Source organism: Streptomyces sp. SudanB52_2052 (genome assembly GCF_964272415.1).
GTDB lineage: Bacteria > Actinomycetota > Actinomycetes > Streptomycetales > Streptomycetaceae > Streptomyces > Streptomyces olindensis.
Genome location: NZ_OZ186796.1, coordinates 5,297,348 through 5,320,105 on the forward strand (window position 1 = coordinate 5,297,348; position 22,758 = coordinate 5,320,105).

At 71.4% G+C, this 22,758-nt stretch carries 20 protein-coding genes and 1 tRNA gene; 16 read left to right on the forward strand and 5 right to left on the reverse strand.

The window, feature by feature from the left end; all coding sequences use genetic code 11:
• Nucleotides 1–37 precede the first annotated feature (37 nt).
• A complete protein-coding gene (locus ACSUPV_RS23700) occupies nt 38–2,851 on the forward strand; it encodes a penicillin acylase family protein (RefSeq protein WP_436948509.1) in 2,814 nt (937 codons plus the stop codon).
• A 60-nt stretch (nt 2,852–2,911) separates the two neighbouring features.
• Here the strand turns inward: ACSUPV_RS23700 and ACSUPV_RS23705 are convergent, their stop codons facing one another.
• Nucleotides 2,912–3,535 (reverse strand): 5-formyltetrahydrofolate cyclo-ligase, encoded by a 624-nt coding sequence (locus tag ACSUPV_RS23705; protein ID WP_078650653.1) that lies wholly within the window; start codon nt 3,533–3,535, stop codon nt 2,912–2,914.
• 93 nt (nt 3,536–3,628) lie between these two features.
• Between ACSUPV_RS23705 and galU the strand changes: the two genes are divergently transcribed.
• The 7 genes from galU (at nt 3,629) to ACSUPV_RS23740 (ending at nt 9,132) form a co-directional block, all read left to right on the forward strand.
• On the forward strand, nt 3,629–4,531 hold the full coding sequence (gene galU, locus ACSUPV_RS23710; protein ID WP_031117863.1) for a UTP--glucose-1-phosphate uridylyltransferase GalU: 903 nt from the start codon (nt 3,629–3,631) through the stop codon (nt 4,529–4,531).
• A 4-nt stretch (nt 4,532–4,535) separates the two neighbouring features.
• A complete protein-coding gene (gene glp / locus ACSUPV_RS23715; RefSeq protein ID WP_436948510.1) occupies nt 4,536–5,876 on the forward strand; it encodes a molybdotransferase-like divisome protein Glp in 1,341 nt (446 codons plus the stop codon).
• 59 nt (nt 5,877–5,935) lie between these two features.
• Nucleotides 5,936–6,445, forward strand: a complete 510-nt coding sequence (gene moaC / locus ACSUPV_RS23720) for a cyclic pyranopterin monophosphate synthase MoaC (protein WP_037758652.1) — start codon at nt 5,936–5,938, stop codon at nt 6,443–6,445.
• On the forward strand, nt 6,442–6,978 hold the full coding sequence (locus ACSUPV_RS23725) for a MogA/MoaB family molybdenum cofactor biosynthesis protein (RefSeq protein ID WP_382615892.1): 537 nt from the start codon (nt 6,442–6,444) through the stop codon (nt 6,976–6,978). The genes moaC and ACSUPV_RS23725 overlap by 4 nt, the downstream gene beginning before the upstream one ends.
• 23 nt (nt 6,979–7,001) lie before the next feature.
• Nucleotides 7,002–7,622: a GNAT family N-acetyltransferase gene (locus ACSUPV_RS23730; RefSeq protein WP_037758654.1), complete on the forward strand. Its 621-nt coding sequence runs from the start codon at nt 7,002–7,004 to the stop codon at nt 7,620–7,622.
• A 171-nt stretch (nt 7,623–7,793) separates the two neighbouring features.
• Nucleotides 7,794–8,975: a divisome protein SepX/GlpR gene (sepX, locus tag ACSUPV_RS23735; RefSeq protein ID WP_382615890.1), complete on the forward strand. Its 1,182-nt coding sequence runs from the start codon at nt 7,794–7,796 to the stop codon at nt 8,973–8,975.
• Between the two features lie 83 nt (nt 8,976–9,058).
• Nucleotides 9,059–9,132 (forward strand) — tRNA-Ala (locus ACSUPV_RS23740).
• Between the two features lie 62 nt (nt 9,133–9,194).
• Here the strand turns inward: ACSUPV_RS23740 and ACSUPV_RS23745 are convergent.
• Nucleotides 9,195–9,671: a GNAT family N-acetyltransferase gene (locus ACSUPV_RS23745; RefSeq protein ID WP_037758656.1), complete on the reverse strand. Its 477-nt coding sequence runs from the start codon at nt 9,669–9,671 to the stop codon at nt 9,195–9,197.
• Nucleotides 9,672–9,731: 60 nt separating this feature from the next.
• Between ACSUPV_RS23745 and ACSUPV_RS23750 the strand changes: the two genes are divergently transcribed.
• A complete protein-coding gene (locus ACSUPV_RS23750) occupies nt 9,732–10,535 on the forward strand; it encodes an exodeoxyribonuclease III (RefSeq protein ID WP_359787068.1) in 804 nt (267 codons plus the stop codon).
• Here the strand turns inward: ACSUPV_RS23750 and ACSUPV_RS23755 are convergent.
• Entirely contained in the window at nt 10,532–11,173 is a 642-nt protein-coding gene (locus ACSUPV_RS23755) for a MerR family transcriptional regulator (RefSeq protein ID WP_078650654.1), read from the reverse strand. The genes ACSUPV_RS23750 and ACSUPV_RS23755 overlap by 4 nt on opposite strands.
• Before the next feature lie 130 nt (nt 11,174–11,303).
• Here ACSUPV_RS23755 and ACSUPV_RS23760 point away from each other — a divergent pair, with 130 nt between their 5' ends.
• The 4 genes from ACSUPV_RS23760 (at nt 11,304) to ACSUPV_RS23775 (ending at nt 14,920) form a co-directional block, all read left to right on the forward strand.
• Nucleotides 11,304–12,833 (forward strand): flavin-containing monooxygenase, encoded by a 1,530-nt coding sequence (locus ACSUPV_RS23760; RefSeq protein ID WP_436948511.1) that lies wholly within the window; start codon nt 11,304–11,306, stop codon nt 12,831–12,833.
• Nucleotides 12,830–13,753 (forward strand): alpha/beta fold hydrolase, encoded by a 924-nt coding sequence (locus tag ACSUPV_RS23765; protein ID WP_031117875.1) that lies wholly within the window; start codon nt 12,830–12,832, stop codon nt 13,751–13,753. The genes ACSUPV_RS23760 and ACSUPV_RS23765 overlap by 4 nt, the downstream gene beginning before the upstream one ends.
• Entirely contained in the window at nt 13,750–14,634 is an 885-nt protein-coding gene (locus tag ACSUPV_RS23770; protein WP_031117876.1) for an SDR family oxidoreductase, read from the forward strand. The genes ACSUPV_RS23765 and ACSUPV_RS23770 overlap by 4 nt, the downstream gene beginning before the upstream one ends.
• A 76-nt stretch (nt 14,635–14,710) precedes the next feature.
• On the forward strand, nt 14,711–14,920 hold the full coding sequence (locus ACSUPV_RS23775; RefSeq protein ID WP_436948512.1) for a hypothetical protein: 210 nt from the start codon (nt 14,711–14,713) through the stop codon (nt 14,918–14,920).
• Nucleotides 14,921–14,978: 58 nt separating this feature from the next.
• On the opposite strand, the gene ACSUPV_RS23780 is transcribed toward ACSUPV_RS23775, so the two are convergent.
• Nucleotides 14,979–18,209 carry a S41 family peptidase gene (locus ACSUPV_RS23780; RefSeq protein ID WP_382615879.1) on the reverse strand — a complete coding sequence of 1,077 codons (3,231 nt, stop codon included), beginning with the start codon at nt 18,207–18,209 and terminating at the stop codon, nt 14,979–14,981.
• A gap of 166 nt (nt 18,210–18,375) precedes the next feature.
• Between ACSUPV_RS23780 and ACSUPV_RS23785 the strand changes: the two genes are divergently transcribed.
• Both ACSUPV_RS23785 and ACSUPV_RS23790 read left to right on the forward strand, forming a co-directional pair.
• Nucleotides 18,376–18,978 carry a TetR/AcrR family transcriptional regulator gene (locus ACSUPV_RS23785; RefSeq protein ID WP_031117879.1) on the forward strand — a complete coding sequence of 201 codons (603 nt, stop codon included), beginning with the start codon at nt 18,376–18,378 and terminating at the stop codon, nt 18,976–18,978.
• 97 nt (nt 18,979–19,075) lie between these two features.
• Nucleotides 19,076–21,274: an MMPL family transporter gene (locus tag ACSUPV_RS23790; RefSeq protein WP_436948513.1), complete on the forward strand. Its 2,199-nt coding sequence runs from the start codon at nt 19,076–19,078 to the stop codon at nt 21,272–21,274.
• 63 nt (nt 21,275–21,337) lie between these two features.
• On the opposite strand, the gene ACSUPV_RS23795 is transcribed toward ACSUPV_RS23790, so the two are convergent.
• On the reverse strand, nt 21,338–22,480 hold the full coding sequence (locus tag ACSUPV_RS23795; protein ID WP_031117881.1) for a glutathione-independent formaldehyde dehydrogenase: 1,143 nt from the start codon (nt 22,478–22,480) through the stop codon (nt 21,338–21,340).
• 92 nt (nt 22,481–22,572) lie between these two features.
• Here ACSUPV_RS23795 and ACSUPV_RS23800 point away from each other — a divergent pair, with 92 nt between their 5' ends.
• The gene (locus ACSUPV_RS23800) at nt 22,573–22,758 is read left to right on the forward strand and encodes a hypothetical protein (RefSeq protein ID WP_037758667.1); all 186 of its coding nucleotides are present in this window, start codon (nt 22,573–22,575) and stop codon (nt 22,756–22,758) included.

A 22,758-nucleotide genomic window follows, 5' to 3' on the forward strand; every position in this document is an offset into this window, starting at 1 on the left:
CGAACCTGCCGCTCGCGTTAGGACAGCAAGGACAGCGATGCCCCCGAACACCACCGCCTCCACGGGTCAGCAGCCCGGCAAGTCCGGCAGGAGAAAAGGGCGCAAAGCCCGCCTGATCGTCCTCGTCCTGGTGCTGGCCCTCATCGGGGGCGTCGCCTTCGGGGCCTACTGGTCCATCAGCACCGTCCGGGCCTCCTTCCCGCAGACCAAGGGCACCCTCACGCTGGAGGGCCTCTCGGGACCCGTCGAGGTCAAACGCGACAACTACGGCATCCCGCAGATCTACGCCAACTCGGACGCGGACCTGTTCATGGCGCAGGGCTTCGTCCAGGCGCAGGACCGGTTCTACGAGATGGACGTACGCCGTCACATGGCCGCCGGGCGCCTGTCGGAGATGTTCGGCAAGAGCCAGGTCGACAACGACGAGTTCCTGCGCACCCTGGGCTGGGCCCGGATCGCCAAGGAGGAGTACGACACCAAGCTGTCGGACGCCTCGAAGAAGTACCTCCAGGCCTACTCCAAGGGAGTCAACGCCTACCTCCAGGGCAAGGAGGGCAAGGACATCTCCCTGGAGTACGCGGCGCTCGGCTTCACCAACGACTACAAGCCGCAAGCCTGGACCCCGGTCGACTCGGTCTCCTGGCTGAAGGCGATGGCCTGGGACCTGCGCGGCAACATGCAGGACGAGATCGACCGCGCCCTGCTGACCAGCCGCCTCGGCCCGAAGCAGATCGCCGACCTGTACCCGCAGTACCCGTACAGCCGGAACAAGGCGATCGTGCAGGAGGGCCAGTACAGCGAGCTGACGGGAGCGTTCGAACAGGGCGGCACGAGCGGCACGTCCGGTACCTCCGGCACGAGCGGGACCGGCGGCACCTCCGCCGGCGCCGCGGGCACCCAGGGCACCGCTTCCGGCGCGTCCGGCACGAGCGGCACCGCCTCGGGCACCTCGGGCCTGGACAGCCAGCTCGGCGGCCTCACCAGAGTCCTGGACGACCTCCCGCCGGCCGTCGGCGTGAACGGCGACGGCATCGGCTCCAACTCCTGGGTGGTCAGCGGGAAGCACACCATCACCGGCAAGCCGCTGCTGGCCAACGACCCGCACCTGTCGCCCTCGCTGCCGTCGGTCTGGTACCAGATGGGCCTGCACTGCCGCAGCGTCTCCAGCACCTGCCAGTACGACGTCACGGGCTACACCTTCGCCGGCATGCCCGGCGTGATAATCGGTCACAACCAGGACATCGCCTGGGGCATGACCAACTCCGGCGTCGACGTCACGGACCTCTACCTGGAGAAGATCACCGGCGACGGCTACCTGTACGACGGCAAGGTCAGGCCCTTCGAGACGCGCGAGGAGACCATCAAGGTCGCCGGCGGCTCGCCCAAGAAGATCGTCGTCCGCGAGACCAACAACGGGCCCTTGCTGTCCGACCGCGACGAGGAGCTCGTGAAGGTCGGCAAGAAGGCCACCGTCGACACCGCGGCGCCCGATCGGGGCGACGGCTACGGCGTCGCGCTGCGCTGGACCGCCCTGCAGCCGGGCACCACCATGGACGCCGTCTTCGCCATGGACAGGGCGAAGAACTGGACCGACTTCCGCAAGGCCGCCGCCCTGTTCGATGTGCCCTCGCAGAACCTGGTCTACGCCGACACCGAGAACCACATCGGCTACACCCTGCCGGGGAGGATCCCCCTGCGCGCGGAGGGCGACGACGGCTCCCTCCCGGCGCCCGGCTGGGACCCGAAGTACCGCTGGACCGGCTACGTCCCGCAGGACGCGCTGCCCTACGAGTTCGACCCGGAGCGCGGCTACATCGTCACCGCCAACCAGGCCGTGATCGACCCGGACAAGTACCCCTACACGCTCACCACGGACTGGGGCTACGGCACGCGCAGCCAGCGGATCACCGACCTGATCCAGTCGAAGATCAAGGACGGCGGCAAGATCTCCACGGACGACATGCGCCAGATGCAGCTGGACAACAGCAGCGAGATCGCCCGGCTGCTGGTGCCCACGCTGCTGAAGATCGACACCGGCGACAAGGACGTGCGCGAGGCGCAGAAGCTCCTGGAGGGCTGGGACTACACCCAGGACGCCGACTCGGCGGCCGCCGCCTACTTCAACGCCGTCTGGCGCAACATCCTCAAGCTCGCCTTCGGCAACAAGCTGCCCAAGGAGCTGCGGGTCAAGGGCCAGTGCCTGTGGGTCGACCCGGTCAACACCACCGGGCCCGCCGACGAGGCGGAGAAGGTGCGCGAGTGCGGCCAGCGCGACCCCGACCAGGCGCAGCCGGACGGCGGCGACCGCTGGTTCGAGGTGGTCCGCAAGCTGATGGACCAGCCGAAGAACGAGTGGTGGGAGACGCCCAAGGCGGGCACCCGCCCCGGCGCCGCCGACCGCGACCAGCTGTTCAAGCGCGCGATGATCGACGCCCGCTGGGAGCTGACCGCCAAGCTCGGCAAGGACATCGACACCTGGAGCTGGGGCCGGCTGCACCGCCTGTTCCTGAAGAACCAGACCCTCGGCACCGAAGGCCCCGGTTTCCTCCAGTACGCCCTCAACCGCGGCCCCTGGGAGCTCAGCGGTGGCGAGGCGACGGTCAACGCGACCGGCTGGAACGCGGCCGGCGGCTACGGGGTGGTGTGGGTGCCGTCCATGCGGATGGTCGTGAACCTCGGCGACCTCGACAAGTCCCGCTGGATCAACCTCAGCGGCGCCTCGGGGCACGCGTACAGCGCCCACTACGTCGACCAGACGGACAAGTGGGCCGACGGCGAACTGCTGCCGTGGTCCTTCTCGGACCGGGCGGTCGAGAACGGCACGACCGACAAGCTGGTCCTGAAACCGTGAGCCACTGACTCCGGCAGACGGAAACGGCCCTCCACGCGCGCGTGGAGGGCCGTTTCCGCGTCAGGGCTCCGGCCGGAACCGCCGCACCCCCGACGGCGTCACCACCGCGTGCACCGGCCGGTCGTGCGGCTCTTCCGGGACGTGTTCGACGACCTCGGAGTCGTACAGCAGCACCACCAGCGCCGGGTGCGTTCCCGCCCGCTCCAGCCGCGCCAGGACCCGGTCGTACGAGCCGCCGCCCCGCCCGAGCCGCATCCCGCGCGCGTCCACCGCGAGGCCCGGCAGCAGCACGGCGTCCGCGGTCGTCACGGCATCCGGGCCCAGGCGCTCGCCCGCGGGCTCGAAGAGGGCCATCCGGCCGCCGTGTTGGACACGCGCCAGCGAGCCCTCGCCCTCGTACGCGCCCCAGTCCAGGTCGTTGTCGGGCAGCAGCACCGGCAGCAGTACGCGCACGCCCCGGGCGCGCAGAGTGTCCAGGAGCGCGAGCGTCCCGGGCTCACTCCCCACGGAGACATACGCGGCGACCGTGCCGGCCCGCGCCAACTCGGGCAGCTCCAGGGCCCGCCCGGCCAGCGCGGCCGACGTTTCCCGCAGGTCATCCGCCGTCAACCTGTTCCTCACCGCGAGGATCTCGCGCCGCAAACTCCGCTTGTCAGGCTCGCCCGGACGTGCGATGTGCCTCAATGGTTGCTCCCGTACCGTCGCAATACGCTCATATGAGCGCCTATGAACCGGAGCCGCAGATTCCATCCAAAGGCACCGGATAGGGTGGCGGGCATGACTCAGTCGCACCCTCGGATCAGCAAGGCTGTCATTCCCGCAGCAGGCCTCGGCACCCGGTTCCTGCCGGCCACCAAAGCCACTCCCAAGGAGATGCTGCCGGTCGTGGACAAGCCCGCGATCCAGTACGTGGTCGAGGAGGCCGTCGCGGCGGGTCTCGACGACGTCCTCATGGTGACGGGCCGCAACAAGCGCCCCCTCGAGGACCACTTCGACCGGAACTACGAGCTGGAGTCGGCGCTCCAGAAGAAGGGCGACGCCGGCCGTCTCGCCAAGGTGCAGGAGTCCAGCGACCTCGCGACCATGCACTACGTCCGCCAGGGCGACCCCAAGGGCCTCGGCCACGCCGTCCTGTGCGCCGCCCCGCACGTGGGCCACGAGCCCTTCGCCGTCCTCCTCGGCGACGACCTGATCGACCCCCGCGACCCGCTGCTCCAGCGCATGGTCGAGGTCCAGGAGCAGCGCGGCGGCAGCGTCATCGCGCTCATGGAGGTCGCCCCGGAGCAGATCCACCTCTACGGCTGCGCGGCCGTGGAGACCACCGAGGACAGCGACGTCGTCAAGGTCAGCGGCCTGGTCGAGAAGCCGGACCCGTCCGACGCCCCGTCGAACTACGCGGTCATCGGCCGCTACGTCCTCGACCCGCACATCTTCGACATACTGCGCCGGACCGAGCCGGGCCGCGGCGGCGAGATCCAGCTCACGGACGCCCTCCAGCAGCTCGCGGCCGACGAGAAGATCGGCGGCCCGGTGCACGGCGTGGTCTTCAAGGGCCGCCGCTATGACACCGGCGACCGCGGCGACTACCTGCGTGCCATTGTCCGACTCGCGTGCGAACGTGAAGACCTGGGCCCGGACTTCCGGACCTGGCTTCGCAGTTACGTAGCCGAGGAGATGTAACACGTTGAGCAGCGCCGCGCCCCGCGTCACGGACAAGGACCACTCGGGCCCCGACCACCTCTGGTCGGTGGACGAGCACCTGGAGGACATCCTCGCCACCGTCCGCCCCCTGGAGCCGATCGAACTGCACCTGCTCGACGCCCAGGGCTGCGTCCTGGTCGACGACATCACGGTGCCGGTGTCCCTGCCGCCGTTCGACAACAGCTCCATGGACGGCTACGCGGTGCGGGTCGCGGACGTCGCGGGCGCGAGCGAGGAGTTTCCGGCGGCCCTGGAGGTCGTCGGGGACGTCGCCGCCGGCCAGGCCGAGCCGCTCCACGTGGGCCCCGGCCAGGCCGCCCGCATCATGACCGGCGCCCCGCTGCCGCCCGGCGCCGAGGCGGTCGTGCCCGTCGAGTGGACCGACGGCGGGCTCGGCGAGGGCCCGGTGCGAGGGATGCGCGCCCGCAGCCTCGGCCCCGAGGGCGCCACCGGGCATGTGCAGGTGTACCGCCCGGCCGAGGCCCGGGCGCACGTGCGGGCCAAGGGCAGCGACGTGAAGGCCGGCGACCGCGCCCTGGAGGCCGGCACGGTCCTCGGCCCGCCCCAGATCGCCCTGCTCGCCGCGATCGGCCGCGGCACGGTCCGCGTCCGCCCGCGCCCGCGCGTGGTGGTGCTCTCCACCGGCAGCGAACTCGTCCAGCCCGACACGGAACTGCGCACCGGTCAGATCTACGACTCCAACAGCTTCGCCCTCACCGCCGCCGCCCGTGACGCCGGCGCCATCGCCTACCGGGTGGGCGCCGTCGCCGACGACGCCGAGACCCTGCGCTCCACCATCGAGGACCAGCTGGTCCGCGCCGACCTGATGGTCACCACGGGCGGTGTGAGCGTCGGCGCGTACGACGTGGTCAAGGAGGCCCTGTCCCACGTGGGCGACGAGGACGAGCCCGGCAGCGGCATCGAGTTCCGCAAGCTCGCCATGCAGCCCGGCAAGCCCCAGGGCTTCGGATCCATCGGCCCCGACCACACCCCGCTGCTGGCCCTGCCCGGCAACCCGGTGTCGTCGTACGTGTCCTTCGAACTGTTCGTCCGCCCCGCCATCCGCACCCTCATGGGACTCGACGACGTCCACCGGCCGACGACCCGGGCGACCCTGGCCGCCGACAAGGCGCTGACCTCCCCGAAGGGCCGCCGCCAGTTCCTGCGCGGCACGTACGCGGACGGCCGGGTGACCCCGGTCGGCGGTGCCGGATCGCACCTGGTCGCGGCCCTCGCCCACGCGGACGCGCTGATCGTCGTCCCCGAGGACACGGAGTCCGTCGAGCCCGGCTCCGAGGTCGAGGTGGTCCTGCTCGGCCGATAGGCGCTGGTTGGGGGTACCGTGTCGCGCACAGCAGGCCCGGACCGGGAGCGCCACACAGCATGAGCACGCAGGACCCACGCACGCAGGACGGCCCCACGCAGGACCGGCTCACGCACCTCGACGACGCCGGAGCGGCCCGCATGGTCGACGTGTCGGGGAAGGACGTGACCGCGCGCACCGCCCGCGCCAGCGGCCGCGTCCTCGTCTCGCCGCGCGTGATCGAGCTGCTGCGCGGCGAGGGCGTCCCCAAGGGCGACGCCCTCGCGACCGCGCGGATCGCCGGGATCATGGGCGCCAAACGCACCCCCGACCTGATCCCGCTCTGCCACCCCTTGTCGGTGTCCGGTGTGAAACTGGACCTGTCGGTCGCGGACGATGCGGTGGAGATCCTGGCCACCGTGAAGACCACGGACCGCACGGGCGTCGAGATGGAGGCCCTCACCGCGGTCTCCGTCGCCGCGCTCACCGTGATCGACATGGTCAAGGCGGTCGACAAGGGAGCGGTCATCACGGACGTACGGGTGGAGGAGAAGACGGGCGGCAAGTCGGGCGACTGGAGCCGGGCATGACACTGGACGCTTCGATCGGCGGTGCACTGTCCGCGCCGTACGCCGCTCTCGTCATCACGGCCTCGAACAGGGCCGCCGCAGGTGTCTACGAGGACAAGGGCGGCCCGCTGATCGCCGACGGGCTGACGCGCTTCGGCTTCGAGGTCGAGGGTCCGCAGGTCGTCCCCGACGGCGACCCCGTGGAGGCGGCCCTGCGCGCCGGTGTCGAGGCCGGCTACGACGTCATCGTCACCACCGGCGGCACGGGCATCTCGCCCACCGACCGCACCCCGGAGGCGACCCGCCGCGTGATCGACCACGAGGTGCCGGGCATCGCCGAGGCCATCCGGGCATTCGGCCGGGAGAAGGTGCCGACCGCGGCGCTCTCCCGGGGCCTGGCCGGAGTGGCGGACGGCACACTGATCGTCAACCTGCCCGGTTCCAGCGGCGGCGTGAAGGACGGCCTGGCCGTCCTGGAGCCGCTGCTGGTGCACGCCGTCGAGCAGCTCCGCGGCGGCGACCACCCCAGACCCAGTAGTGGGGGTGCGAGCTGAACAGCCCATCCTGGCCCGTCGAGCTGGTGGACGGCGACATCGTCCTCCGGCCGATAAAGCTGCGCGACCAGCGGGCGTGGCGTGAGGTCAACCGGCGCAACCGCGACTGGCTGCGCCCCTGGGAGGCGACCATCCCGCCGCCCTCGCCCGGCGGGCCGCTCGCCCACCGCCCCACCTTCCGCCAGATGGTCCGCCACCTCAGGTCGGAGGCGAACGCGGGCCGGATGCTGCCCTTCGTCATCGAGTACCAGGGGCGGCTGGTGGGGCAGTTGACGGTGGCCGGGATCACCTGGGGCTCGATGTGCTCGGGGCACGTCGGCTACTGGGTGGACGAGGCGGTGGCCGGGCGCGGGGTGATGCCGACGGCGGTGGCGCTCGTCGTCGACCACTGTTTCCGCACGGTCGGACTGCACCGCATCGAGGTCTGCATTCGCCCGGAGAACGGGCCCAGCCGCCGCGTCGTGGAGAAACTCGGATTCCGGGAGGAGGGGATCAGGCCGCGTTATCTCCACATCGACGGGGCCTGGCGCGACCACCTCGTCTTCGCGCTGACGGCGGAAGAGGTGCCGGACGGGTTGCTGAGGCGCTGGCACCGGGCACGATCGGAGAGTAATCCGGGAATCCGGCATCACCCCGGAAATTGAATACGTGTTCGAAATTGATCGCCCGATGACCGGCTCGGGGCAATGAATTCCCGCCCCGGACGGTCTGCTGATCGCATCGATCACAAAAAAGTTCGAAATATCAGCCAGATCGTGCGACACACCGGCTCAATTGGCGGATGGCCTCACGCAAACCCCTCTACGGTGTGAGACGTGAGCAGCAGCGGCCTCATCTACGCAGTCATTGTCGGGGCCTGGGCCGCCTACTTGGTGCCGATGTGGCTCCGTAGGCAGGACGAGCTGAACGAGGCCCGTCCGACGGAACGCTTCAGCACCGCCATCCGGCTGCTGTCCGGACGGGCGGGGATGGAGCGCCGGTACGCCAGGGACCTGCGGGCGCGCTCCACCGACGAGGGGGAGCAGGACGCCGACGACCTGGACGTCGTCACCGAGTCGGTGGACGTCCGGGCCTTCGCCGTGTCCAAGACCCGTCCGCAGACCCAGGCACCCGTACCGTCGCCCGCCCCCGAGCAGCCGGCCCGCCAGGCGCCGCACGCGCCGAACACGGCGGGTCCCGAGCGCGGGGGCGGCCGCGTGCCCGCGGCCCGGCGCGGCCTGTCACCGCAGGCCCAGGCGGCCGCGGCACGAGCCCGGCGCTCGAAGGTACTCGCGCGCCGCCGGCGCACCACCACCATGCTGTTCCTCGCCTTCACCCTCGGTGCGATCGTCGCCGCGGTCGGCGGGCTCGCGTTCCTGTGGGCCCCCGGCGTGCCCGCCGTCATGCTCAGCGTGTACATCGCGTACCTGCGCACCCAGGAGCGCCGCCGCTTCGCCTACCAGATGGACCGCCGCCGGGCCGAGGCCGCGGCCCAGCGGCTGCGGGAGCGGCAGCGCCAGCCCCGCCGGCGCGCCTCGGCCGACGAGGAGACCGACGAACCGGAGGAGGGACCCGAGCCGGTGACCGACCCCGGCCTCTCGGCCCTCGCCGCGGACCGGCGCGCCCTCGTCGAGCAGACCGACCACGCCGAGTGGGTCGACCAGCAGCGCGAGCGGCAGCGGCGGCCCGGCCAGGGCGACAGCTGGGAGCCGGTGCCGGTGCCCCTGCCGACGTACGTGACCGCCCCGGTCGCGCCCCGGGCCACCGGTGACGTGGACCTCGGCGCCCCCGACACGTGGAGCTCGGCCCGCTCCAGCGCGGTCGCCCCGGACGCGGAGCGCGAGGCCGACGCCGCGGACCCGGCCGAGGAGGACCCCCGGCCGCAGGACAGGACGGACGACGACGGGCGTACCGACGCCCGCCGCGCGGCCTCGGCGCGACGGGCCCGGGAGCGCGGGCGCACGCCGCTCTTCGACCAGTACGAGGACGGGGAGCGCCCCCGGGCCGCCAACGAGTAGCCCCGCGAACCCGCAGGTGACCGCCCCTCGGGAACGGATTTCCAAGCAGGCCGATCGGGGTGCTAAAGTTTCACTCGTTGCAAGGGCCTGTGGCGCAGTCCGGTAGCGCACCTCGTTCGCATCGAGGGGGCCAGGGGTTCAAATCCCCTCAGGTCCACGCAGCTCAGAGCCCGGTCGGGAAACCGACCGGGCTCTGACGTGTGTTCAGGGTCACAACTGTCAGAGGCTCTTCGCGAAGCAGCGGCTCGACTCGTAGTGGCGGTAGTAGCCGAACTTGGCGCACGGCTCGTAGCCGCTGGACGTGTACAGGGCGATGGCCTCCGGCTGCTTGGTGCCGGTCTCCAGGACCATGCGGACGCGGCCGGCGGCCCGGGCGTCCTCCTCCAGGGCGGCCAGGATGCGGCGGGCGAGGCCCCTGCCGCGCAGCTGCTCGACCACGTACATGCGCTTGAGCTCGGCGTCGCCGTCCTGGTTGCCCTCGTCGTTCGCGTCCTGCGCGCGCCAGCCGCCGGAGGCGACGGGCGTGCCGTCCTCGTCGTACGCGATCAGGTAGATGCCGTTCGGCGGATCGAAGTCCGCGGCGGCCATGGGCGTGGCGTCGCCGTCGTCCCCGTAGCGGACGGCGTATTCGGCCTGGACCTGGTCGTTCAGCTTCACGGCGTCGGGGTGGTCGAAGGAGACCCGGCGTATGTGCATGCCAACCACCGTATGCGATCCGGAACTGGACTCGGTCCAGAGTGCCGGTATCGTGCCCGGGTGCTCACTGTGACCTCTGTGAATGTGAACGGGTTGCGGGCCGCCGCGAAGAAGGGCTTCGTGGAGTGGCTGGCGGCGACCGACGCCGACGTGCTGTGCCTGCAGGAGGTGCGCGCCGAGCCGGAGCAGCTGCCCGAGCACGTCCGCGCGCCCGAGGGCTGGCACGTGGTGCACGCGCCGGCCGCCGCCAAGGGGCGGGCCGGGGTGTCGCTGTACAGCCGCCGTGAGCCCGACCGGGTGCGGATCGGGTTCGGGTCGGAAGAGTTCGACGGCAGCGGGCGGTATGTGGAGGCGGATCTGCCGGGGGTCACCGTCGCCTCGCTGTACCTGCCCTCGGGCGAGGTCGGCACCGAGCGGCAGGACGAGAAGGAGCGCTTCATGGGCGAGTTCCTCGCCCATCTGAAGGAGCTCCGGGAGCGGGCCGCCGCCGACGGGCGCGAGGTGCTGGTCTGCGGCGACTGGAACATCGCCCACCAGAAGGCCGACCTCAAGAACTGGCGCGGCAACACCAAGAACTCCGGCTTCCTGCCCGAGGAGCGGGAGTGGCTGTCCCAGGTCTTCGACCCCGCGGACGGCGGCTACGTCGATGTCGTACGTGCGCTGCACCCCGACGTCGAGGGGCCGTACTCGTGGTGGTCGTACCGGGGGCGGGCCTTCGACAACGACACCGGTTGGCGGATCGACTACCACGTGGCCACCCCGGGGCTCGCCGGGCGGGCGGTGAAGGGGTTCGTGGAGCGGGCCGCGACGCATGCCGAGCGATGGTCCGACCACGCGCCGGTGACCGTCGTCTACGAGCGTTAGCGCCTGCGCATCCGCCGGTCCAGCGCCAACGACAGTTCCGCCTCCACCACGCTCCGGGCCAGTGGGCGCAGGCGGGGCAGGTCGGTTTCGGAGGCGTGGCGCAGGACCAGGTCGGTGAAGAGTTCGGCGAGGGCGTCGGCGTGGGTGCGGACGTCCTTGGCCGCCGCGAGGACCTCCGCGAGGGGGATGCCCTCGCGGACCAGGGCCGAGGAGACGTCCAGGAGGCGGCGGCTGATGTGGACGATCTCGCCGCCGTCGGCGCCGAGGTAGCCCAGTTCCATGGCGGCCGCGAGGTTCTCGGGGGTGGCCTCGCCCGCGAAGTGGTCGGCGAGTTCCTCGGGGGTGAGGTGGACCGGTTCCTCCTCGGTGGGGGCGCCGACGCCGAGCAGGTCGCCGACGTCCCGGCCGTGGTCGAAGGCCTCCGCCAGCTCCGCGATGCCGCTGAGGGTGTGGCCGCGTTCCAGCAGGGCGGTGATCGTGCGGAGCCGGGCCAGGTGGTCGTCGTCGTACCAGGCGATCCGGCCCTCGCGGCGGGGTGGCGGGATCAGCTTGCGTTCGCGGTAGAAGCGCAGGGTGCGCACCGTGATCCCGGCCAGGCGGGCCAGCTCTTCCATGCGGTATTCACGCTTCTCTGACATCTGGGCACCTTAAGGCGTACCGCGGGTAACTTTCCTCGCCCGCCCCCTACCCATCAGTACGGTACTGCCCTACTCTCCCATTGCGCCAGTGTTCACTGGCGCGGTTCTCGTGGTGTGTGGAGGTGTCGGCATGGGCGAGCGCGAGCACGAGCACGTGCGGGTCGCGGTGGTCGGGTCCGGATTCGGCGGGTTGGGGGCCGCCGTGCGGCTCCGGCGCGAGGGCGTCACCGACTTCGTCGTCCTGGAGCGGGCGGGCAGCGTCGGCGGCACCTGGCGGGACAACAGCTACCCGGGGTGCGCGTGTGACGTGCCGTCGCATCTGTACTCGTTCTCCTTCGCGCCCCACCCGGACTGGCCGCGCACCTTCTCGGGGCAGGAGCACATCCGCGCCTACCTGGAGCACGTGACGGACACCTTCCGGCTGCGGCCGCACCTCCGCTTCGACTCGGAGGTGAAGCGGATGAGCTGGAACGCCGAGCGGCTGTGCTGGGACATCGAGACCAGCAGCGGGAACCTCTCCGCCGACCTCGTCGTGTCGGCGACCGGGCCGCTGTCCGATCCGAAGGTGCCGGACATCCCCGGCCTGGACTCCTTCCCCGGCAAGGTCTTCCACTCCGCCCGCTGGGACCACGACTACGACCTGCGCGGCAAGCGCGTCGCCATGGTGGGGACCGGGGCCTCGGCCATCCAGATCGTGCCGTCGATCCAGCCGGACGTCTCCCGGCTCACGCTGTTCCAGCGCACCCCGCCGTGGGTCATGCCGCGCATGGACCGGGCCATCAGCGGTGCCGAGCGGTGGCTGCACCGGCAGCTGCCCTTCACCTCGCAGCTCAGGCGCGGGCTGCTGTGGGGCATCCGGGAGTTGCAGGTCCAGGCGTTCACCAAGCATCCGAACGAGCTCGGGTTCGTGGAGCAGCTCGCCAAGCGCAACATGGCGCGGGCCATCAAGGACCCGGCGCTGCGGGCCAAGCTCACGCCGGACTACCGCATCGGCTGCAAGCGGATCCTGCTGTCCAGCGACTACTACCCGGCGCTCGCGCAGCCGAATGTGGACGTCGTCGCGAGCGGGCTGGCCGAGGTCCGCGGCTCCACCCTCGTCGCCGCCGACGGCAGCGAGGCCGAGGCCGACGCGATCGTCTTCGGCACCGGCTTCCACGTCACCGACATGCCCATCGCCGAGCGGGTCGTGGGCGCGGACGGGCGGACGCTCGCCGAGGCCTGGAAGGGCGGCATGGAGTCCCTGCGCGGCGCCTCCGCGGCCGGCTTCCCCAACTGGATGACGATCATCGGGCCCAACACGGGCCTCGGGAACTCCTCGATGATCCTGATGATCGAGTCCCAGCTGAACTACCTGGCCGATTACGTCCGCCAGCTCGACGTGCTCGGCGGCCGGGTCGCCCTCGACGCCCGCCCCGGCGCCGTGCGTGCCTGGAACGACCGGGTGCAGGAGCGCATGAAGCGCACGGTGTGGAACACCGGCGGCTGCACCAGCTGGTACCTCGACGCGAGCGGCCGCAACACCACCATCTGGCCCGGCACGACGGCCGAGTTCCGGCGGGCGACACGGCGCGTGGACCTCGCCGAGTACGACGTCCTGCGGGCGCCCGTGGCCGGGACGGGCGAGCAGCAGGCCGCGGAGAAGGCCGGGGTGGACGCGTGAGCCGCCTCCTGCACGTCGACTCCGGTCCCTACGCCCCGCCCGTCCCGGCGCGCGAACTGACCGCCGTCTCGGCGGACGGCGCCCGGCTGCACGTCGAGATCCATGGTCCTGAGGGCGCCCCCGCCGTCGTCCTCGCCCACGGCTGGACCTGTTCCACCGCCTTCTGGGCGGCCCAGATCCGTGACCTCGCGACCGACCACCGGGTCATCGCCTACGACCAGCGCGGGCACGGCCGCAGCCCCGCGAGCCCGGCGTGCGGCACCGACGCCCTCGCCGACGACCTGGAAGCCGTCCTCGGCGCCACCCTCGCCCCGGGCGAACAGGCCGTGATCGCCGGGCACTCCATGGGCGGCATGACCGTCATGGCGGCCTCCGGGCGAGCCGCCTTCCGGGAGCATGCCGCCGCCGTCCTGCTGTGCAGCACGGGCAGTTCGCGGCTGGTCGCCGCCTCCACCGTCGTCCCCATGCGGCCCGGGCGGGTGCGGACCTGGCTGACCCGGCGGATCCTCGGCTCGCGCGCTCCGCTCGGGCCGGTCACGCCCCTGGCCCGCCGGATCCTCAAGTACGGCACGATGGGCCCTGGTTCGGCGCCGCACATGGTCGAGGCGTGCGCCCGGATCGTGCACGCCTGCCCCCGCACGGTCCGCCACGCCTGGTCGCAGGTGCTGGACCTGCTCGATCTCGACCAGGGCGTAAGGGAGTTGACCGTGCCCACGGCCGTCGTCGTCGGTACGGCGGACCGGCTGACCCCGCCGGCGCAGGCCCGGGCCCTGTGCGAGGCGCTGCCGCGCTGCACCGGGTTCACCGAGCTGCCCGGCATCGGCCACATGACCCCGGTCGAGGCGCCCGAGCTGGTCACCGGGAAGATACGCGAGCTCGTCACCACACACATCCAGGTCGTATCCGAGGAGAGCGCATGAGCAGGGTGAGCCTCGAAGGCAAGGTCGCCGTGGTGACCGGGGCGGCGCGCGGCGTCGGGGAGCTGCTGGCCCGCAAGCTCTCCGCGCGCGGCGTGAAGATCGCCCTGGTCGGCCTGGAGCCGGACGTGCTCAAGCAGGTCTCCGGGCGGCTGCACAGCGACAGCGACCACTGGCACGCCGACGTCACCGACCACGAGGCGATGGCCCGGGTCGCCGAGGAGGTCAAGGAGCGGTTCGGCCGGGTCGACATCGTCGTCGCCAACGCCGGTGTGGCGACCGGGGGTCCGTTCGTCGACTCCGACCCGGAGTCCTGGCGGCGGGTGATCGAGGTCAACCTGGTCGGCTCGGCGGTGACCGCCCGCGCCTTCCTGCCGATGCTGCTGGAGAACCGGGGCTATCTGCTGCAGATCGCGTCCCTCGCGGCGATCACGCCGGCGCCGATGATGACCGCGTACTGCGCGTCCAAGTCGGGCGTGGAGGCGTACGCGCACAGCCTGCGCGCCGAGGTCGGGCACCGGGGCGTGAAGGTCGGCGTCGGGTACCTGTCGTGGACCGACACCGACATGGTGCGCGGGGCCGACCAGGACGACGTCATGCGGGAGTTGCGGCAGCGGCTGCCCTGGCCGTCGAACAAGACCTACCCGCTCGGCCCGGCGGTGGACCGGCTGGTGGCCGGGATCGAGCGGCGGTCGAGCCATGTGTACGGGCAGTGGTGGCTGCGCGGGATGCAGGGCGTGCGCGGATACCTGCCCGCAGTCATCGGGACGGTGGGACAGCGGGAGATGCGGCGGTTCGCGGACCGGCTCACGGGCATGCGCACGGGCCTGGTCGGAGCCGGTGGAGCGGCCGATGAGCAGCAGTGGACTACGCTGCGTAAGTGATCGATATGCGCAGGGTCGCGACCCGTGTGAATCTGAACGAGCCAGATCCCCTCACCCCCAACGGGAGTGAACCCACATGGGTATGAAGGACCAGTTCCAGGAGAAGTCCGAGCAGTGGCAGAACCAGGCCCGTCAGAAGGCGGACCAGGCTCGCGAGCAGATGCAGGGCCGTGGCCGCCGGCGTGACGAGGACATGGACCCCTCGCAGCCGCAGCGCGACCGCGAGCGTGACCGTGACCGTGAGCGCGAGCAGGATGACCGCTTCGACCAGGACTACGACGCCTGACGACGCGTGCTGAGCGGACTGGGGCGCCCCCGTGCGGGGCGCCCCTTTCCCCTGTGGGTCACATCCTGGGCGGCAGCTTCGGACGGGAGCGGTCCGGTACGTCGCTGTAGGTGGGCGGCGTCGCGGGCGGGTTGGTCTCCAGCAGCCCGAGGGCCAGCTCCACCGCGTCGGTCAGCTGGGCGTGCCGCCCCTCGGCCCAGTCCAGCGGGGTGCGCAGGACGTCGATGTCGGGGGCGACGCCCTTGTTCTCCACGGACCAGCCGTAGGCGTCGAACCAGGCCGCGTTCATCGGCACCGTGATCACCGTGCCGTCGCCCAGTTCGTGGCGGCCGGTCATGCCGACCACACCGCCCCAGGTGCGCTGTCCGACGACCGGGCCGAGCTTGAGCAGCTTGAACGCGGCGGTGATCATGTCGCCGTCGGAGGAGGTCGCCTCGTCCGCCAGGGCCACCACCGGGCCCCGCGGCGCGTTCGAGGTGTACGACACGGGCTGGGCGTCCCGGGTCAGGTCCCAGCCCAGGATCGTGCGGCTCAGCGTCTCGATGACCAGCTCGCTGATGTGGCCGCCGGCGTTGCCGCGCACGTCCACGATCAGCGCGGGCCGGGACACCTCCATGCGCAGGTCGCGGTTGAACTGCGCCCAGCCCGACCCGCCCATGTCCGGGATGTGCAGATAGCCGCAGCGGCCCCCGCTCAACTCGCGCACCACCGCACGCCGTTTCGCCACCCAGTCCTGGTAGCGCAGCGGCCGCTCGTCGATCAGCGGCACGACGGCGACCCGCCGGGGCGGCCCGTCACCCTCCGCCGGGGCGAAGGTCAGCTCAACCGTCGTCCCGCCCGAGCCCGCCAGCAGCGGATACGGGCCCGCGTCCGGATCCACCGGGCGGCCGTCGACGTGGGTGAGGAGCGCGCCCTCGCGGATGCCCGTACCGGCCAGCGGGGAGCGGGCCTTGGAGTCGGAGGAGTCGCCGGGCAGGATCCGTTTGACCATCCAGCCGCCGTCGCGGCGTACGAAGTTGGCGCCCAGCAGGCCCTGGCGGCGCTGGTAGTGCGGCGGGCCCTCGTTGCGCCGGGCGGGGGAGACGTAGGCGTGGGACGTGCCCAGCTCGCCCAGCACCTCGCGCAGCAGGTCCGCGAACTCGTCCGGGGAGGCCACCCGTTCGACCAGCGGGCGGTACTGGTCCAGCACCCCGTCCCAGTCGATGCCGCACATGCCCGGGTCCCAGAAGTAGGCCCGGATCAGCCGCCCGGCCTCCTCGTACGCCTGCCGCCACTCCGCGGCCGGGTCGACCGTGTGCAGGATGCGGCGCGCGTCGATCCACACCGTCGAGTCGGCGTCGCCGGGCTCGTTGGCTGGGACCGCGCGCAGTTCGCCCTCGTCGACGATCACCATCCGGGTGCCGTCGCCGCTGACCGCGAACCAGTCGAGGTGCACGGCGAGTTCGGACTTCTTGGCCTTGGTGATGCCGAAGTGCTCCAGGGTCGGCCGGCCGCTGGTGTCGTCCGGGTTGGCGAACGTCTCGCCCAGCGCGCCCGAGATCGGCCAGCGCAGCCAGACCAGGCCGCCGCCCGCCACCGGGTGCAGTGCCGAGTACTTGGAGGCGGCCACCGGGAACGGCGTGACCCGGCTCTCCAGGCCCTCGACCTCGACGGTGACGGTCCCGCTGTCGCCGTTCTCGTCGTCCTCCACCGGGTCCAGGCCACCGGCGGCCGGGCGGCCCTCCGGGTTCACCGCGAAGGGGGAGGGCGTCGCCGAGGACAGCGGCACGAGGTACGGGCGGCAGCCCAGCGGGAAGGACAGGTCGCCGGTGTGCACGTCGTAGACGGGGTCGAAGCCGCGCCAGGACAGGAACGCCAGGTAGCGGCCGTCGCGGGTGAAGACCGGGTTCTCGTCCTCGAAGCGGCCGTTGGTGACGTCGACGACGAACCGGTCCTTGATCCGGGCCAGTTTGATCTGCCGCAGTGTCCGCCCGATGCCCGGGTGCGACCAGGTCAGCCACGCCCCGTCCGGGGAGAACGCGAGGTCGCGCACGGGCCCGTTGATCGACCGGATCAGCTCGGTGACCTCGCCGTCGCCCTCCTCCGTGACGTCGACGAGGAGCAGGCGCCCGTCGTGCGAGGCGACCGCCAGCAGCTCGCCCTCCGGGTCCGAGACCAGTTCGCGCACCCGGCCCAGCGCGCCCCGGGCCAGCCTGCGGGGCGCCCGGTCGCCGCTCGCCCGGGGCAGGGAGGCGATCTCGATGGCGTCCTCGCCCTCCGCGTCCGTCACGTATGCCACCCGCCCGCTCCCGCCGAGCATCTCCGGCATCCGCACCCGGACGCCCGGGGTGTCGGTGAGGGTGCGGGCCGGTCCGTCCCGGTGGGTGAGCCAGTACAGGCTGCCGCGTACGACGACGGCGCTGGCCCGCCCCGTCTCGTCGACCGACACCCCGTCGACGTGCTGGGAGGCCGCCACCTGGTACGGGCGCCGCCCGGCGCGCGGTCCGCTCAGCCGGACGTCGAGCCGGCGCGGCTCGGAGCCCGGGGACAGGTCGTCCACCAGCCACAGGTCGCCCGCGCACTGGTACACCACCCGGGTGCCGTCGCTCGCCGCGTGCCGGGCGTAGAAGGCGTCGTGGTCGGTGTGGCGGCGCAGGTCGGAGCCGTCGTAGGCGCACGAGTAGAGGTTGCCGACGCCCTCGTGGTCGGAGAGGAAGGCGATCCGGCCGCCGACGAACAGGGGTGAGTGCAGATGACCGCCGAGGCCTTCGAGCAGTCGTTCGCCGTGCAGCCACAGCCGGCCCGTGGCGCCGCCGCGGTAGCGCTTCCAGGCGGCCGGTTCATGGGGCGGGGTGCCGGTCAGGAGGAGGGTCCTGCGCTCGCCGTCCAGGTCGGCGACCTGGATGTCGGCGACCGGGCCCCAGGGGAGTTTGCGGCCCGGGTCGCCGTCGGGGGAGACCTTGTAGGCCCAGGTGAAGTAGGAGAAGGGCTCGCCGTGCGAGGCCACGGCCAGGATCTCGCCGTCCGGGGTCCAGCCGCAGACCCGGGTGTCGGCGCTGCCCCAGTGGCTCACCTGCCGGCCCGGGCCGCCGCCCACGGGGACGAGGTGGACCTCGGGCACCAGGCTGCGCCAGCTCGTGTACGCGAGGTGCCGGCCGTCCGGCGAGAAACGGGGGTGGCCCGCCTTGGTGCGGTCGACGGTGAGCCGCCAGGCGCGGCCGGGGCCGTCGAGCGGGGCGAGCCAGAGGTCGTCCTCGGCCACGAAGCACAGCAGGTCGTCATGGAGGTGCGGCAGACGCAGATAGGTCACGTCTTCATGCTTTGCCGGGGGACGGAGTGGAGCAAGTCCAGACAAAGAGGATGCCGGGTCGGCTCGTGACCCAGGACACGTACGAAACCGTTTCGTTTTCATAGCGACCTGCGCTACATTCGTCACGTACGAAACCGTGTCGTTCGGAGCAGGAAGGGTGAGAGAGATGGCTGAGGTCGCCACCGCGCGTCGCAGTCGGATCACCCCCGAGCGTGAGGCCGAGCTGTACGAGGCCGTGCTCGACCTGCTCCGCGAAGTCGGCTACGACGCCCTCACCATGGACGCCGTGGCCGCTCGCACCCGGTCCAGCAAGGCCACGCTCTACCGCCAGTGGGGCGGCAAGGCGCAGCTGGTCGTCAAGGCGATCCGGCACACCAAGCCGGGCAAGGACCTCGGCGAGATCGACACCGGGTCGCTCCGCGGCGACTTCCACGCCCTCATGGAGCGCGCGGACGACGCGGAGATGGAGCAGAACGGCGCGCTGATGCGCGGGTTGGCCATGGCGATGCACGCCAATCCGGACCTGCACAGCGAGTTCCGCAGCCAGATCATCGAGCCGGAGGTCGCCGACTTCCGCATCGTGCTGCAGCGTGCCGTCGACCGGGGCGAGGTCCGTCCGGACTGCCCGGCGCTGGACTTCGTGGTGCACATGATGCTCGGAGCGTTCGTCACCTGCGCGGTCCTGGACGACAAGCCCCCGACGCGGGCCTTCCTGACCTCGTACATCGACGCCGTGGTCCTCCCCGCCCTCGGCGTTCCCACTCACTAGTCCCCTGAGCTAGCCCCCACCTGACGTCTCCGCTCACGTCGTCGGGCTGATCACCCCTGCCCTGAAGACCTCACGACCTGACCGGGAGTACGCCCTCGTGGCCACTTTCCTCTACAAACTCGGCCGGATCTCCTTCCGGCGACGGCATCTGGTCGCCCTGATATGGGTGGCCCTGCTGACTCTCGCCGGTGTCGGCGCGGCCAGCGCCCCCGCCGCCGGGAACAGCTCGTTCTCCATCCCCGGCACCGAGGCCCAGAAGGCCTTCGACCTGCTGGAGCAGCGCTTCCCGGGCATGAGCGCCGACGGCGCCACCGCACGCGTCGTCTTCAAGGCGCCGAGCGGCGAGAAGATGACCGACCCCGGCAACAAGGCGACGGTCCAGGAGACCGTGAAGGAGCTGGCCGACGGCTCCGAGGTCGCCTCCGTCACCGACCCGTACCGGGCGAAGGCCGTCAGCAAGGACGGCACGATCGCCTACGCGCAGGTGTCGTACAAGGTCTCCGGCATGGAGCTGGACGACGCCGCGAAGGACGCCCTGCAGGACACCGCCCAGGACGCGCGGGAGGCCGGGCTGACCGTCGAGATCGGCGGCGACGCGCTCCAGGCGGTCCCGCACACCGGCAGCAGCGAGATCATCGGCATCGCCGTCGCCGCGGTCGTCCTCGTCATCACCTTCGGCTCGCTGGTCGCGGCCGGGCTGCCGCTGCTGACGGCCCTCATCGGCGTCGGTATCGGCGTCTCCTCGATCACGGCCCTGGCCAGCGCCCTCGACCTCGGCTCGACCACCTCGACGCTGGCGATGATGATCGGCCTGGCGGTCGGCATCGACTACGCGCTGTTCATCGTCTCCCGCTACCGCGCCGAACTGGCCGAGGGGCGCGACCGCGAGGAGGCGGTCGGCCGGGCCGTCGGCACGGCGGGCTCCGCGGTGGTCTTCGCCGGACTGACCGTGGTGATCGCCCTGGTGGGCCTGTCCGTCGTCAACATCCCGATGCTGACGAAGATGGGCATCGCCGCGGCGGGCACGGTGGCCATCGCGGTGCTGATCGCGCTGACGATGGTCCCGGCGCTCCTCGGATACGCGGGCCGCCGGGTGAAGCCGGCGGGGGAGAAGGGCAAGCTGCTCGGCCGGTCGAAGAAGCAGGACAAGCCGGCCAAGCCCAACCTGGGCACCCGCTGGGCGAGCTTCGTCGTCCGCCGCCCGATCGCGGTCCTGCTGCTCGGCGTCGTCGGCCTCGGCGCGGCGGCCGTCCCGGCGGCGTCCCTGGAACTGGGCCTGCCCGACGACGGCTCCCAGCCCACCTCCACCACGCAGCGCCGCGCCTACGACCTGCTGTCCGAGGGCTTCGGCCCCGGCTTCAACGGCCCGCTGATGGTCGTGGTCGACGCCAAGGGCAGCGACGACCCGAAGGCGGCCTTCACCGCCACCGGCGACGAGATCAAGGGTCTCAAGGACGTCGTGACGGTGACTCCGGCGCAGCCCAACAAGGCGGGCGACACGGCCACGATCACGGTGATCCCCGGCTCCAAGCCGTCCTCCGTCACGACGGAGAACCTGGTGCACGGCATCCGGGACGCCGGAGCCGGCATCAAGGCCGACACCGACGCGAACGTCCTGGTCACCGGCAGCACGGCGATGAACATCGACGTCAGCGAGAAGCTCAACGACGCGCTGGTGCCGTACCTGGTCCTCGTCGTCGGCCTGGCCTTCCTGCTGCTGATCGTGGTCTTCCGCTCGATCCTGGTCCCGCTGAAGGCGGCCCTCGGCTTCCTGCTGTCGGTGATGGCGGCGCTCGGCGCGGTGGTCGCGGTGTTCCAGTGGGGCTGGCTGGCGGACCTCATGGGCGTCGAGCAGACGGGCCCGGTCATGTCGATGATGCCGATCTTCATGGTCGGCGTGGTCTTCGGGCTGGCCATGGACTACGAGGTGTTCCTCGTGACCCGGATGCGGGAGGCCTACGTCCACGGTGAGAAGCCCGCCCAGGCCGTGGTCACCGGCTTCCGGCACGGCGCGCGGGTCGTGACCGCCGCCGCGGTCATCATGATGGCCGTCTTCGCCGGCTTCATCGGCTCGTCCGAGTCGATGGTCAAGATGATCGGCTTCGGCCTCGCGATCGCCGTCTTCTCCGACGCGTTCGTCGTCCGCATGGCGATCGTCCCGGCCGTCCTGGCCCTCCTCGGCCGCAAGGCCTGGTGGCTGCCCAAGTGGCTCGACCGCGTCCTGCCCAACGTGGACGTCGAGGGCGAGGGCCTGCGCACGGCCGACGACAAGGACAAGGAGCTGGTACACGCCTGACGGCACGCCGAGAAACCGGCCGGTGAGGCTCCGTGGGGACGGGGACCCTCACCGGCCTTTCCGTCACGCGTGCGGATGGAGGACGACCTTGGTGTAGCCCTCGACTCGCTTGTCGAACTTCTCGTACGCCGTCGGCGCCTCGTCGAGGGGCAGTTCGTGCGAGACGACGAAGCTCGGCTTCGCACGGTCCTCGATGATCAGGTCACGCAGGTGGCGGTTGTACCGCTTGACGTTGCACTGACCGGTGCCCATGCGGAGCCCCTTCTCGAAGAGGCGTCCGACGGAGACCACCAGCATGCCCTGCTTGGCCTGCTCGTCCGGTCCTCCGGGGTCGCGCGGCACGTACAGGCCCGGCACCCCGAGCGCGCCCGTCGGCCGGACCGTCTCGACGAGCGAGTTCAGCACGGTCGCGGGCTCCTCGCGGTCCTCGTTCTGCGCCTGAGCCTGGTAACCGACCGCGTCGATCCCCTTGTCCGTCCCCAGACCGCCTTCGGTCTGCTCCTTGATCTGCTCCGCCGGGTTGCCCTGGGTGAAGTCGATCGGCACGGCGCCGATCTCCTCCGCCTTCTGCAGCCGCTCCGCCACCCGGTCGACCACGAACACCTTGCTCGCGCCGCGCAGCATCGCGGAGTAGGCGGCCATGAGCCCGACCGGACCGCCGCCGTACACGGCGACGGTGTCACCGGGACGTACGTCGGCCAGCTCGTTGCCGTGGTAACCGGTCGGGAAGATGTCGGCGAGCAGGACGAAGTCGGTCTCCTTCTCGGTGCCCTCGGGGAGTTTGAGGCAGTTGAAGTCGGCGTACGGCACCCGCACGTACTCCGCCTGGCCTCCCACATAGGGCCCCATCGCGACATAGCCGTAGGCGCCGCCGGCGAAGCCCGGGTTCACGGTCAGGCAGAAGCCCGTGAAGCCGGCCGTACAGTTCTTGCAGAATCCGCACGCCACGTTGAAGGGCATGACCACCCGGTCGCCGCGGCTGAGCGAGGTGACCCCCTCTCCTGCCTCCTCGACGACCCCGAGGTTCTCGTGGCCGAACACGATGCCCGGCTCCGCGGCGGTACGGCCCTCGTACATGTGCAGGTCCGAGCCGCAGATGGCGGTCGACGTGACGCGGACGATCACATCGCTCGGGTGCTGGATCCGCGGGTCCTCCACTTGCTCTATCGCTACCTCGAACGGGCCCTTGTACACGACAGCCCTCATCGTCAAGCACCTCCGTCTGTGTGCCCTGGGTCATATACCAGGCTGGTGCAGGATGAGACGATTTGCATGTGCAGAGGAAAGGATCTAGGGCTTTGTCACGACGTATCGGAACGCTGCTCGTAGCGGTCCCCGGGCTGTCCGGCACCGTCTATCCGGTGGGGACGCGCGTGGCCATCCAGGGCACCGGAGGATCCGTCGACGGCTTCGTCGACGGAGACTGGCTGCCGCTCGCCTGGTGGGAGTTCACGGACGTCCGCCCGGAGGACGGCACCGGCTGA